The following is a 12,567-nucleotide window of genomic DNA, read 5'->3' as shown; positions in this document are numbered from 1 at the left end:
TCAGATTATTTTTTGGTATTGTTCACATCAAACATGGTGGCATCCGTCGCCATATCATCCACGACCTGTTTCAGCGTCGCCACGGTCATTGGTGAATTTTCGTTACTTAGCTCTTTCCCTTCGCCTTTACGAACCACTTTGATCACCGGTTTACCCGTTGACGCATCGATCAACTCACCTTCAAAGAAGAGATGGGTGTCCATCGTGCGGTGTCCTGTCGCCATTTGCGTACCTGCTACTACCAGCGCAACCGGCACCACTTCATAGATCTGCAGCCCTTCGCTCTTCGAACTCACACCCGTTACCGCGCCGCGGAAGATCAGACTACGTGGCCCTGGTGTTGTCACCAGCGGTTTCGTCTGACCAATGGCCGCTTTCATTTTGGTATTGGTGTAGGCCAGCAGATCGTCCAGTAACTTTTGCCCTACCTGCGTGGTGGGTTTAGGCACCGGATAATAGGTGATTGGATTCCACACAATATTATCGTAATTAGACGGTTTGTAGGATGGATCTACCCAGCGCAGCGTCGGTTTTCCCGTTGCTGACGTTGTCTGCTGCAAGCCTGAATAATCTTTCAAAAAGCCCGAATATTGATCGGGTTGCGCCACTTTGGACGCGCAGCCCGCTAAAACCAGCAGGCCAGAGAGCGCTGCAACTTTAAAAAAAGTGTGAGTACGCATGGTTGTGAATCCCTGTTATGTGCAGATATGCATATGAAGTTATAGCAAAAGAATCAGGGGTTTGTTGTGACAAAAAGGGTGCTGGCGGCACAATTCAAAAAACAAACTGCCCGGAATAGTCACGGGCAGTGATTTATGGTTATTTAATATCCACTTGCCAGAAGAGATGTTTACCAAACGGATCGATTTCGTAACCCGTCACCTCTTTTCTCACCGGTTCGAAAATGGTGGAGTGCGCAATCATCACCGCAGGCATTTGATCGTGCATCATCTGCTGCGCCTCTTTGTACAGCGCCACGCGTTTCTCGTGATCGGTTATCGATTTCGCCTCGTTGATGATCTTATCAAACGGCTGATAGCACCATTTCGCCGAGTTCGAGCCGCCGTTGGCGGACGTACAGGTAAACAGCGGGCCGAAGAAGTTATCCGGGTCGCCCGTCGCCGTGGTCCAGCCCATCAGCGCCGCCTGGTGCTCACCGCCCTTCACACGCTTAAGATATTCGCCCCACTCATAGGTGACGATTTTGGCCTGCACGCCTATTTTCGCCCAGTCAGCCTGAATCATTTCGGCCATCCGTCTGGCGTTCGGGTTATACGGGCGCTGCACCGGCATCGCCCACAGCTCGATACTCACGCCGTTGGCAAATCCCGCCTCTTTCAGCAGCGCTTTGGCCTTATCGGGGCTGTAATCGTAATCCTTCAGCTCGCTGTCGGCGCTCCAGATGCCCGGCGGCAGCAGGTTTTTCGCTGCGGTTCCCGTGCCATGGAACACCGCGTCAATGATCGCCGGTTTGTTGATCGCCATCGCCAGCGCCTGTCGCACTTTCACGTTATCCAGCGGCGGCTTTTGGGTGTTAAACGCCAGAAATCCGGTGTTCAGCCCCGCTTTGCTCATCAGGTTGATATCGTTGTTGGCCTTCATGCGCGGCAGATCGGCAGGATTTGGGAACGGCATCACCTGGCATTCGTTTTTCTCGATTTTAGCAAAACGCACGGAGGCGTCCGGCGTGATGCTAAATACCAGTCGGTCGAGTTTTGATTTGCCCTGCCAGTAGTCCGGGAATGCGGTGAAGAGGATGCGCGAATCTTTCTGGTACTGCGTCAGTTTAAACGGCCCGGTGCCTATCGGGTCCATATCCACTTTTTCCGGCGTACCCGCTTTGAGCATCGCGTCGGCGTATTCCGCAGAGAGAATCGAGGCAAAATACCAGGCGAGATCGGCGACAAACGGCGCTTCCGGGTGTGCCAGGGTAAAGCGCACGGTGTGGTCGTCCACCTTGTCGATAGCGGTAATCAGGCTGCCGAACTCCAGACTTTCAAAGTTGGAATAGCTGCCGTTGGAGACGTTGTGGTACGGGTGGTTAACGTCTTTCTGCCGCATGAAGGAGAAAATCACATCATCGGCGTTAAAATCGCGCGTCGGTTTATAGAATTTATTGCTCTGGAATTTAACGCCCTTGCGCAGGTGGAAGGTGTAAACCTTGCCGTCCTCGCTGACATCCCAGCTTTCGGCCAGGCTTGGCACCAGTTCCGTCGTGCCGGGTTTAAAATCGACCAGTCGGTTATAGACCGGTACGGCACTGGCATCCACGCTGGTGCCAGAGGTGTATAACTGGGGATTAAAATTCTCCGGCGATCCTTCGGAGCAATACACCAGTGTCTTTGCCGCCACGGCGGAACTTACCGTTAATGCAGCAATTGCCAGGGTTAAGGTTGTCAGTTTGCTATTCATCGCATTTTCCTGTCTTTTTAATTCGACGGCTAATTAATTCTTTTGCCATTGCATAAATACCATTAAAGTGACAATGCAAACACCTGATAATACAAATAAAGAGAGAATCACTATGACGAATTCGCTTTCCAGTCAATTAACCCAACGCTTTTATCGCTACCTGGCTATCACCAGCCAGAGCGATCCGAAAAGCGCAACCCTCCCTTCCACACCGGGCCAGCACGAGATGGCGCGGGTACTGGCAGAAGAGCTGAAATCACTGGGGTTGAGCGACATCGTGATCGACGAATTTGCCACGGTGACCGCCGTCAAAAAAGGCAATGTCAGCGGCGCTCCGCGCGTTGGTTTTATTACCCATATTGATACGGTAGACGTGGGATTATCACCGGATATTCATCCGCAAATATTAACTTTTACAGGAGAAGACCTCTGCCTGAATAAAGAGAAACAGATCTGGTTACGGGTGAATGAGCATCCGGAAATACTGGCTTATCCTGGCGAAGAGATTATTTTCAGCGACGGAACCAGCGTATTAGGCGCAGATAATAAAGCCGCGGTGACGGTGGTAATGACGGTTCTGGAAAACCTGACGGCAGAAGATCAGCACGGCGATATCGTGGTGGCGTTTGTGCCCGATGAAGAGATTGGCTTATGCGGGGCGAAAGCGCTGGATCTAAAACGTTTTGACGTTGATTTTGCCTGGACCATCGACTGCTGCGAAATTGGCGAGATTGTTTACGAGAACTTTAACGCGGCAGCGGCAGAAATCCGCTTTACCGGCGTAACCGCTCACCCCATGTCGGCGAAAGGCGTGCTGGTGAACCCGCTACTGATGGCGATGGACTACATTAGCCACTTCGACCGTCAGCAGACGCCGGAATGCACCGAGGGCCGCGAGGGGTATATCTGGTTTAACGGCATTCAGGCCGGGCAAAACGAGGCGGTACTGAAAGCCAATATCCGTGATTTCGACACAGCGAGTTTTGCCGCGCGCAAACAACAGATCGCTGACGTTGCCGGTAAAATCGCCGCGCAACACCCTACTGCCCGCGTCGAGCATCACATTGAAGACACCTACAGCAATATCAGCAATGCGATTGGGGAAGATCGTCGTGCTATCGACCTGATGTTTGAGGCGATGACGTCGCTCGGCATCACGCCAAAACCGACGCCGATGCGCGGAGGCACCGACGGTGCGGCCCTGTCAGCGAAAGGACTGTTGACCCCGAACTTCTTCACCGGCGCGCATAACTTCCACTCGAAGTTTGAGTTTTTGCCGCTGTCGTCGTTCGAGGCCTCTTACAAAACGGCCCTGCAACTCTGCCTGCTGGCGGCGCGTTAGGCCGGTTTGCGGGCAAGCAGTGTGGCGAAACGCAGTTTGATGCGGTTGCCATTGGCGTCGGTGCGGTGTAATTCACCGACGTCTTCATTATATTTCAGCAGTTCCCAGCCTTCGTAGTAGCGGCTCAGCTCGCCGCTTTTAAAGGCGAACGGGAAACCAACGGTGCACGGATAATCTTCCGTATCCATCGCCGCCACAATCAGGTTGTAACCGCCAGGCACGGTGCAGCGCTGCATGTTCGCAATCAGTCCTGGAATGGTTTTGGCTTCCAGGAACATCATCACCACGGTCGAGAGAATAAAATCGTACTCACCGTCAAAGCTCAGGCTGTTCAGATCCTGCACGGAAGCCTGCAGATTGGCGATCCCTTCTTCCGCCTGGATGCGCGTGATGTTATCGATGCTCATCGGGTTTTTATCCCAGGCGGTTACGTCATAACCCTTCGCGGCCAGATACAGACTGTTGCGACCATTGCCGCAGCCCAGATCCAGAGTTTTGCCGGGTTTGACGATCCCGGCGCTGTAAACCACATCCGAGTGAGTACGGGTCAGGCCATATTTTTCCGTAAAATAGTTTTCATCAAAGTGAGTCATCTCTTTTCCTCAGCGTGCATAAGCGTGGCGTTATCTGAACGAACTAAAAGCTTTCCCTGCACCAGTAAAATGAAGGTGCGCACCAGTAAGAGCGCAATGATGCAGTTGGTAAAAATAAACAGCGGTACCGCAATGGCGTGGAAAAAGCCCGATGGACTGCTCTGCCCCAGATGCAGCCCGGTGGTAGCGAGCGCAGAAACGCCGAACGAGAAGCTCCAGAAGGAGGCGTTGAACGGCTGGGAGAGATACCAGGGCATCAGGCGCAGCATAAAGAGCAGCTGCAACAGCCCGTAGCCAAACAGCATTTTGGCGAAGGTATCTGCCTCGCCGCCGTTGACGCTAAACCAGGCGCTGCAGGCCACCAGCGCAGGCGCCAGCTGGATACCCAGAGAGGTGCGCAGCGCCGCCGGTAGCTCGCCAGAACTGCGCAGACGCTGCAATATCACTGGCTCAAGGCTCAACCAGGAGAAAACGCCGGCACCCAAAAATACCAGCCCGGCATCGTGGAAACCGAGCGCGCCGCAGGCCATCGCACTGATGAAATTATTGGCGACCGTCGGGAGATACAGGCCCGGCGTGGTGGCCTCTTCGGGGTGTTTCCCCCGCCACAGACCGGCACTTTGCCAGGCGGCATAGCTCAGCTGCACCACAACGCCGATACCAAACAGCACCAGCGAAACGGGTCGACACCAGGGGACAAACCCTATCGCCACCAGCAGTGTGGTGGCCGGAAACAGACTGACAAAACTGCTCATCAGCGGATGGCGCATCTCCGCAAGAACACTGTGCGGGAAGCGTACGGCGCGGGTAAGCATTGCCAGGGTCAGCAAACACCAGATGAGGATCGCCATAAGCACCAGAATCTCACCCGGCCAACGGGAAACCGGCCAGATCGTGCTGGCATAGCGCCACGCGAAACCCATGCCAATAGTCCCTAATACCATGCCAAAGTAACCGAAGGGTAAGTTAAGAACCAGTTGGGATTTGTGTCTATTATGCATTCATTTTAAAGTATAAATTATATTTGAAATGCTAGTTTAAGGGGTTTCAGACGCGGTTGCCAGCACTTCAGAAGGCGTAAAGTTTGCTACGGTTAGTAAACACCCTTAGCCGAGATCACGAGATGCAAAAATACCGACTCAGCGACGAAACCCGCCTCCACCACTGGCAGAACGGCGAAGCAAAAGCAGACGTAAAGCTCCGGCAAATCATCGCCACACGAGATTTCAGCGATGTGACCGCCGGGACAAAAGGCGGCTGGCTTGAGGATGAAAGCGCCTTGTCCCATGACGGTAACTGCTGGGTTTATGATGAAAACAGCGTAGTTTTCGCACAGGCGCAAATTCGCGATAACGCGCGAATCACCCAGCCTTGTATGATCAGCCACGGCGCGAAAATCGCTGATAACAGCTGGGTCGACGGTTCACACATCAGCCATGGCGCACAGTTAAGTGACAACGTCACCGTTCAGTCTTCCGAAGTGCGCGGTATCTGCCATCTTTACGGCAATGCACGGATTCTGCATCAAAGCACGATCATTGCAGCCCTTGGCCTGACGCCGGATCGTGAACAGGTTCTGAAAATTTACGATAACGCCACCGTCAGCCAGTCCAGGATTGTCCATCAGGCGCAGATTTACGGGGAGGCGATGGTCAATTTCGCCTTTATCGAGCATCGGGCCGAAGTGTTCGAGAATGCGCTCATCGAAGGCAACGATCTGAATAACGTTTGGGTCTGCGACTGCGCAAAAGTGTATGGCAATGCCCGGCTGGTTGCCGGCCGTGAAGACGATGCGATTCCGACGCTACGCTACAGTTCGCAGGTAGCAGAAAACGCAGTGGTCGAGGGGAACGTGATCATCAAACATCATGTGCTGATCGGCGGCCAGGCCTGGCTGCGCGGTGGCCCGATCCTGATTGATGACAAAGTGGTGATTCAGGGACGGGCGAGAATCAGCGGCGATGTGCTGATCGAGCATCGTATTGAAATCACCGACGATGCGGTGATTGAGGCATTCGGTGGCGATAACATCCACCTACGCGGTGAGAAGGTGATCAACGGTAAACAGCGCATCACCCGCACCCCGCTGCTCGGCGCGCTATAGACGAATGATTTTGGCGTAACTGTTTACATCCTGGAACTCGCCGTTTAAAAATTCGGCTTCTTTCAGGCAGCCTTCCAGCTCAAAACCATTGCGCACAGCCACGCTGTTGCTTTGCGCATTCGCCACGCGGCATTTGATGACGAAACGGCGGACTTCCCCGCGCTCAGCGTAATAGCGCATAAACGCCTGCAACGCGTTTGACAAAATACCCTGCCCCTGACTGCCTTTATCCAGCCAGTAGCCGATGTAACCCGTCTTATTCGTCGGCTCAATCGAATTAAATGACAGCACACCTTTCAGGGTCTGATCCTGAAAAATCAGGAACATTTTCGCGTAACCGCGCTGATGCAGCATGTGATTGCTGAGCACATTTTTGCGCGTGTCGTCTTCCGTTCCCACATACTGCGCCCAGTCAAAGGCGGTTTGTAGCCAGCTTTTGTTTTTGACCACCAGATTGTGCAGCTCAGCGGTATAGCGCTCGTCGATGGCCCGCAGTTCGATGCGGTCGGTAACAGGAATGATTTCAGGAGTGTTAGCCGTCATGGGTCCTCACTTTCCCTCTCCCGTTTTGGGAGAGGGAATTCAGCGTTAGCGCATCACGCGATCGTCAACGTAGTTGCGTTTATCAGGCGCAGGCGGGAAATACTGATACAACCAGGTTTCACTGATCGCATCCCCCTGACAGCGCAGGAACATGCGCATTTCGACCGGATCGGTGGAATCGTCCGTTGGGTACCAGTCAAACAAAATACGGTAGCCGTCGAACGGTTCGACGTAGAGGATTTCGACCTGTTTCGCTTCGCCGTTAGAGAGCGTAATCACCGGCTCGATGCCTTTCGGCGCAGCGGCTTTCAGATCGCCCCCCACGAAGTCGATAGCAAAGCGACGCGCCCAGACTTTCGGGTAGTTTTCGCCTGGTGCCCAGCCTTCCGGGAAGCCGCCCATACCGGTGCGGGTGGCGTAGACGTTCGCCAGCGGCGAGCGAACCGGCGGCTGCGCACTCCAGTAGAGACGGTATTTGAAGTCCAGCTCATCGCCAGCTTTAACCGGTTTTTCCGGCTGCCAGAAGCAGACGACGTTATCCAGCGTTTCGCCGGTGGTAGGGATCTCCATCAGACCGACGCTGCCTTTGCCCCACTGATTGCGCGGCTCAACCCACAGGCTCGGACGCTTGTTGTACCAGCCCATGATGTCCTGGTAGTGGGAGAAATCGCGATCCAGCTGCAGCAGGCCAAAGCCTTTCGGGTTTTTATCCTGGAAGGCGTTGAACTGCAGTTTTTGCGGGTTGTTCAGCGGACGACAGATCCACTCGCCGTTGCCCCGCCACATCGCCAGACGATCGGAGTCGTGGATTTGCGGATGGATAGTGTCACACATGCGGCGCTCGTTGTTCCCGCAGCTGAACATGCTGGTCATCGGCGAAATGCCGAGCTGCTTGATGTCTTTACGGGCATACAGGTGGTTATCCACCTCCATGATCACCTGGCTCTTCTCGCAGTGGATCACGAACTTATAGGCACCGGTGATACTTGGGCTGTCGAGCAGCGCATAGACGGTAAACGTGGTGTCGTTCGGCTTGACGGTTTCAAACCAGAATGAGGTGAAGTCCGGGAACTCTTCCGGCGTATCGGTAAAGGTGTCTATCGCCAGACCGCGCGCAGACAGGCCGTACTGATAGGTATCATCCACGGCACGGAAATAGCTGGCGCCCAGGAAGGAGACGATATCGCGACGCGCCAGTTCCGGCGCTTTAAAGGCGCGGAAACCGGCAAAGCCTAAATCGCTCTGCCCCTGCAGCTGTTGGGTGTCGACATCCGTATCGTTGTAGCTAAACAGCTCCGGGCGGAAGTGAATTTCACGCGCCTGGGATGTTGCAGAATCAAGCGAGAACATACGCACACGCCGGCGGAATCCCATTCCCATATGGAAGAACTGCACATCGAGCTGGCGGTCTTCAATATTGTTCCACAGGGACTGTTTCTCGTCGTATTTGATGGCGTTGTACGCCTGCGGCGTCATGGTCGCCAGCGTATTGGGCAGCGGACGCGGCGCACCGCCCCACGCAGTTTGCGCCAGATCGTGCGCCATGGATTGCAGTACAGAGAAGTCAAAACGACGACTCTGACCGTCGGCAATATCCGATTCCGCGGCAAATGCCGCACGGGAAAACAGCGATGAGAGTCCAGCGGTACCGCTCAGCGCAGCCATTGCCAGCGAGCCTTGTAAAAAACGTCTGCGATTCATGCCTGAGAAAACGTCCTTATGGTCGTGTGAATGAGTTTCGCGGGCAGCGAAACGACGGCAAGAAAGAACGCACAGCCTAAACAAAAACGGTTAGAAATCCAATTGTTGAGCGGCGATATTCTGAGCAAAGCGAGAAATATTTTCTGTCGAGGGGAAAGGACTGAATTGACGGTAAAGTTATGTATAAATCGAAAATAAAAAGCCTCTGATGGACATCTGCATCAGAGGCGAAGAGGCGCAATATTATTATTTTACGCTGACATCGATACCCGGGAAGTATTTCTTCGCAAGCAGGTCGATGGTGCCGTCAGCGCGGACTTTTTCGATAGCCGCATCGAGCTGTTTTTTGGTGGCCTCGTCACCTTTGCGTAGCCCGAAACCGATCCCGCTGCCGAGGATAGTGTCATCCGACACCGGTTTGCCAATAAAGCCAAACCCTTTCCCCTGCGGCTTACTCAGGAAACCTGCCTGCCCGGCCGCGGACATCACCAGCGAGGCATCAATACGGCCATTCAGCAAATCACCCCAGGCCATATTCTGATCTTTATAAGACACCACGGTGACACCGTGCTTCTCCCAGTGCTCTTTCGCATAGGTTTCCTGAATGGAACCCTGCAACACACCGATGGTTTTACCTTTCAAACCTTCCGGCGTCGCGTCGACGCCACTCCCTTCTTTCCCGACCAGCTGGGAAGGAATACGGTAGATCGGCTGGGTGAAATCAATGCTCTGACGACGCTGCTCCGTAATGTTCATGGCCGAGTTGATGGCATCGAATTTCTTCGCCATTAACCCTGGGATCAACGCATCAAATGAAGTCTCGACCCAACTGCACTTTAGCTCAGCGGCTTTGCAAATCGCTTTGCCCAGATCGATATCAAAACCTTCCAGTTCACCCGACGCATTACGGCTTTCAAACGGCGGATATTCCGCTTCCAGGCCATAGCGCAGCTCGGTTGCAGCGAAGGAAGAAAAAGAACACAGCAATCCCATGCCGACAACTAACGCGTTAAATTTCATCTCAACACTCCTTAGCGTGGTTTAACCCGACACAGGGCCTGCGCACCTGCCCGTAATGTTGCCTCGTCTTTCGCAAAAGAGAGGCGGATCAATTTGTTATCTGTACCGTCTGTGTAAAACGCCGACAGCGGAATGGTCGCGACACCGGATTCAACGATTAGCCGTTTGACCATCTCACTGTCGCTTTCGTCGCTGAAGTGGCTGTAATCGGCCAGCAGGAAGAACGAACCTGCGCTCGGCAGCAAACGGAACGGCGACTCCGCCAGTAGATTTTGCAGTAAATCGCGTTTGCGCTGATAGAACGCCGACAGCGACAGCCAGGTCTGAGGATCGGCCATATGCTCTGCAAAGGCGTACTGCATAGGGGTATCGGCAGAAAACATCAGGAATTGATGTACTTTGCAGATTTCGTCCATCAGTTCAGCGGGAGCCACACAATACCCTACTCGCCAGCCGGTGACATGATAGGTTTTTCCAAATGATGAAATGATCACGCTACGCTCCGCCAGCTGCGGGTGCGTTGCCATGCCGTGATGCGGCTGGCCGTCAAACACGACGTGTTCGTACACTTCATCAGACAAAATAATGATATCCGTCTGGCGGGTAATCGCCGCCAGCTGTTCGAGGTCGTTCGCCGAGAAGACCTGACCGCTCGGGTTGTGCGGGGTATTAATGATGATCATGCGTGTGCGCGACGTCACCGCGGCGCGGACTTCATCCCAGTCGATGGCAAAATCAGGCACCGTCAGCTTAATCGCCACCGGTGTGGCGCCTTGTAAGCGCACAATCGGCGCGTAGCTGTCGAACGACGGCTCAAAATAGATCACCTCGTCGCCAGGATGCACCAGGCCGCTGATGGCCGAGTACAGCCCTTCGCTGGCACTGGCGGTAATCAGCACTTCGCTGCTGGCGTCATAACGGGTGCCATAGAGTGTGGCAATTTTATCGACGATGCGTTCTTTCAGCGGCTGCAGGCCGGTCATAGCCGCATACTGGTTATGCCCCGCCTCCATGGCGCGGGTTACGCCTGCAATGAGCTTAGGATCGCAGGAGAAGTTAGGTGCCCCCTGAGAAAGATTGATGGCGTTATGTTGAGCAGAAAGCTGCCCAATCACCGTAAAAATAGTCGTGCCAACGTCAGGCAGTTTCGAGCGGGTGTGCACGGGAGTACGCAGAGTCATCATCAATCCTTTCTCGTGGATATTGCATAACTATTCAACGCGAAGGCAGCTTTGGCGACAACCGAATTGTTGTCATAGTAGCCATGATGAAAACGCATGGCTGACCCATTTCGCCGGGCGCAATTCTGACAAAAACAGAGTTTTTATTTTTCCATTAAAAACTCATGCAGCGGTCACAATTATTAAATCACACTGGTGAAAACATAATAAACAAGACGAAATTTTCAGCACTGTTAATTAACAATTAATAACTCCCATCAATAAATAATAGTAATCCATCACTCATTATAATTGAGATTTCATTCCGTTACGGCGGAATTAATTTTTAACATTTTATAAGCGCATACTGTTTGCCGCCCTATTAAAAACAATATTAGGATTCGGGTGATTCTTGTAATGGGCAAAAGTTCATTTCAAATCATAATAAAAACCTTTCTAAGGAATGAAAAAAATGAATAGAAAAGTATTGGCACTTGTTATCCCGGCGCTTCTGGCAGCCGGTGCTGCTCACGCAGCAGAGATTTATAACAAAGACGGTAACAAACTGGATCTGTACGGTAAAGTTGATGGCCTGCACTATTTCTCTGATGATTCTGGTGTGGATGGCGATCAGAGCTACGTGCGTATTGGCTTCAAAGGCGAAACGCAGATCAACGACCAGTTGACCGGTTTTGGCCAGTGGGAATACAACGTTCAGGCGAACAACACTGAAGGTTCGTCTAACCAGTCCTGGACCCGTCTGGGCTTCGCAGGCCTGAAATTTGGTGACTACGGTTCATTCGACTACGGTCGTAACTACGGCGTACTGTACGACGTAGAAGGCTGGACCGACATGCTGCCAGAGTTTGGTGGCGATACCTGGGCACAGTCTGATGTCTACATGACCAGCCGCGCAAACGGCGTTGCAACCTACCGAAACAGCAACTTCTTCGGTGCAGTTGATGGCCTGAACTTCGCCCTGCAGTATCAGGGTAACAACGAAGGTGATGGCAACGGTAACGAAGGCACCAACAACGGCCGCGATATTCGTCATGAAAATGGCGACGGCTATGGTATGTCCACCACCTATGATTTCGGTATGGGCTTCAGCGCAGGTGCGGCGTATGCCTCTTCCGACCGTACTACCGACCAGGTTAACTCTGGTGGTGGCCGTTATGCTGGTGGCGATAGAGCCGAAGCATGGACTGCGGGTCTGAAATATGACGATCGCGATATTTACCTGGCGACCATGTATTCTGAAACCCGTAATATGACCATTTACGGTAACAGCGATGATGGCGGTATTGCGAACAAAACGCAGAACTTCGAAATTACTGCTCAGTACCAGTTCGATTTCGGTCTGCGCCCATCTATTTCCTACCTGCAGTCTAAAGGTAAGGACCTGAGCTATAACGGCAACACCGATAAAGATCTGGTTAAATACGCTGATATTGGTGCGACCTATTACTTTAACAAAAATATGTCCACCTACGTTGACTATAAAATCAACCTGCTGGATGAAGATGATCAGTTCTATAAAGATTCTGGCATCTCTACTGATGATATCGTAGCCCTGGGTCTGGTTTACCAGTTCTAATTCTGCGCATAATCCAAAAACCCGCCACCCGGCGGGTTTTTTTTCGCTGATTGACAGGCACCTTAAGGTCAGGTGTTATGAACGACATGATAAAA

11 protein-coding genes are annotated in these 12,567 nt (G+C 52.9%); 3 read left to right on the top strand and 8 right to left on the bottom strand.

Translation table 11 applies throughout. The features are described from left to right. Nucleotides 1-5: 5 nt before the first annotated feature. Nucleotides 6-680, bottom strand: a complete 675-nt coding sequence (locus C0560_RS10385; RefSeq protein ID WP_123427977.1) for a DUF3313 domain-containing protein — start codon at nucleotides 678-680, stop codon at nucleotides 6-8. A gap of 139 nt (nucleotides 681-819) precedes the next feature. After that, nucleotides 820-2,412, bottom strand: coding sequence for an ABC transporter substrate-binding protein (locus tag C0560_RS10380; protein WP_123427979.1), 1,593 nt, complete (start codon nucleotides 2,410-2,412; stop codon nucleotides 820-822). Nucleotides 2,413-2,524: 112 nt separating this feature from the next. Between C0560_RS10380 and pepT the strand changes: the two genes are divergently transcribed. Then, on the top strand, nucleotides 2,525-3,754 hold the full coding sequence (gene pepT, locus C0560_RS10375; RefSeq protein ID WP_142503357.1) for a peptidase T: 1,230 nt from the start codon (nucleotides 2,525-2,527) through the stop codon (nucleotides 3,752-3,754). Here pepT and tehB read toward each other — a convergent pair. Both tehB and tehA read right to left on the bottom strand, forming a co-directional pair. Then, nucleotides 3,751-4,347, bottom strand: a complete 597-nt coding sequence (gene tehB / locus C0560_RS10370; protein WP_248860227.1) for a tellurite resistance methyltransferase TehB — start codon at nucleotides 4,345-4,347, stop codon at nucleotides 3,751-3,753. The genes pepT and tehB overlap by 4 nt on opposite strands. Continuing rightward, nucleotides 4,344-5,348: a dicarboxylate transporter/tellurite-resistance protein TehA gene (gene tehA / locus C0560_RS10365; protein ID WP_248860226.1), complete on the bottom strand. Its 1,005-nt coding sequence runs from the start codon at nucleotides 5,346-5,348 to the stop codon at nucleotides 4,344-4,346. Before tehA ends, tehB begins: the two co-directional genes overlap by 4 nt. A 122-nt stretch (nucleotides 5,349-5,470) precedes the next feature. Between tehA and ydcK the strand changes: the two genes are divergently transcribed. Next, nucleotides 5,471-6,451, top strand: a complete 981-nt coding sequence (gene ydcK, locus C0560_RS10360; protein WP_248860224.1) for a YdcK family protein — start codon at nucleotides 5,471-5,473, stop codon at nucleotides 6,449-6,451. Here the strand turns inward: ydcK and rimL are convergent. The 4 genes from rimL to C0560_RS10340 all read right to left on the bottom strand — a co-directional run bounded on the left by rimL (nucleotide 6,446) and on the right by C0560_RS10340 (nucleotide 10,896). After that, a complete protein-coding gene (rimL, locus tag C0560_RS10355) occupies nucleotides 6,446-6,994 on the bottom strand; it encodes a 50S ribosomal protein L7/L12-serine acetyltransferase (protein ID WP_107703599.1) in 549 nt (182 codons plus the stop codon). The genes ydcK and rimL overlap by 6 nt on opposite strands. Nucleotides 6,995-7,039: 45 nt before the next feature. Then, on the bottom strand, nucleotides 7,040-8,695 hold the full coding sequence (locus C0560_RS10350) for a glucan biosynthesis protein D (protein ID WP_102103689.1): 1,656 nt from the start codon (nucleotides 8,693-8,695) through the stop codon (nucleotides 7,040-7,042). Nucleotides 8,696-8,941: 246 nt separating this feature from the next. Then, nucleotides 8,942-9,715, bottom strand: coding sequence for an ABC transporter substrate-binding protein (locus C0560_RS10345; RefSeq protein ID WP_123427992.1), 774 nt, complete (start codon nucleotides 9,713-9,715; stop codon nucleotides 8,942-8,944). Nucleotides 9,716-9,726: 11 nt separating this feature from the next. Continuing rightward, entirely contained in the window at nucleotides 9,727-10,896 is a 1,170-nt protein-coding gene (locus C0560_RS10340; RefSeq protein WP_248860276.1) for a pyridoxal phosphate-dependent aminotransferase, read from the bottom strand. Nucleotides 10,897-11,347: 451 nt separating this feature from the next. Between C0560_RS10340 and ompC the strand changes: the two genes are divergently transcribed. Next, entirely contained in the window at nucleotides 11,348-12,472 is a 1,125-nt protein-coding gene (gene ompC, locus C0560_RS10335) for a porin OmpC (RefSeq protein WP_123427994.1), read from the top strand. Nucleotides 12,473-12,567 lie beyond the last annotated feature (95 nt).

The sequence above is a fragment of the Lelliottia sp. AC1 genome (genome assembly GCF_023278595.1).
Lineage (GTDB): Bacteria > Pseudomonadota > Gammaproteobacteria > Enterobacterales > Enterobacteriaceae > Enterobacter > Enterobacter nimipressuralis.
Note: the sequence above shows the minus strand (reverse complement) of the source record. Positions and strands in the feature narration are given on the sequence as shown.

Coding starts and splice junctions, on each gene's coding strand:
- C0560_RS10345 (WP_123427992.1), bottom strand. CDS start 9,715: ATGAAATTTAACGCGTTAGTTGTCGGCATGGGATTGCTGTGTTCTTTT.
- ompC (WP_123427994.1), top strand. CDS start 11,348: ATGAATAGAAAAGTATTGGCACTTGTTATCCCGGCGCTTCTGGCAGCC.
- tehB (WP_248860227.1), bottom strand. CDS start 4,347: ATGACTCACTTTGATGAAAACTATTTTACGGAAAAATATGGCCTGACC.
- ydcK (WP_248860224.1), top strand. CDS start 5,471: ATGCAAAAATACCGACTCAGCGACGAAACCCGCCTCCACCACTGGCAG.
- rimL (WP_107703599.1), bottom strand. CDS start 6,994: ATGACGGCTAACACTCCTGAAATCATTCCTGTTACCGACCGCATCGAA.
- C0560_RS10380 (WP_123427979.1), bottom strand. CDS start 2,412: ATGAATAGCAAACTGACAACCTTAACCCTGGCAATTGCTGCATTAACG.
- C0560_RS10350 (WP_102103689.1), bottom strand. CDS start 8,695: ATGAATCGCAGACGTTTTTTACAAGGCTCGCTGGCAATGGCTGCGCTG.
- C0560_RS10340 (WP_248860276.1), bottom strand. CDS start 10,896: ATGACTCTGCGTACTCCCGTGCACACCCGCTCGAAACTGCCTGACGTT.
- tehA (WP_248860226.1), bottom strand. CDS start 5,348: ATGCATAATAGACACAAATCCCAACTGGTTCTTAACTTACCCTTCGGT.
- pepT (WP_142503357.1), top strand. CDS start 2,525: ATGACGAATTCGCTTTCCAGTCAATTAACCCAACGCTTTTATCGCTAC.
- C0560_RS10385 (WP_123427977.1), bottom strand. CDS start 680: ATGCGTACTCACACTTTTTTTAAAGTTGCAGCGCTCTCTGGCCTGCTG.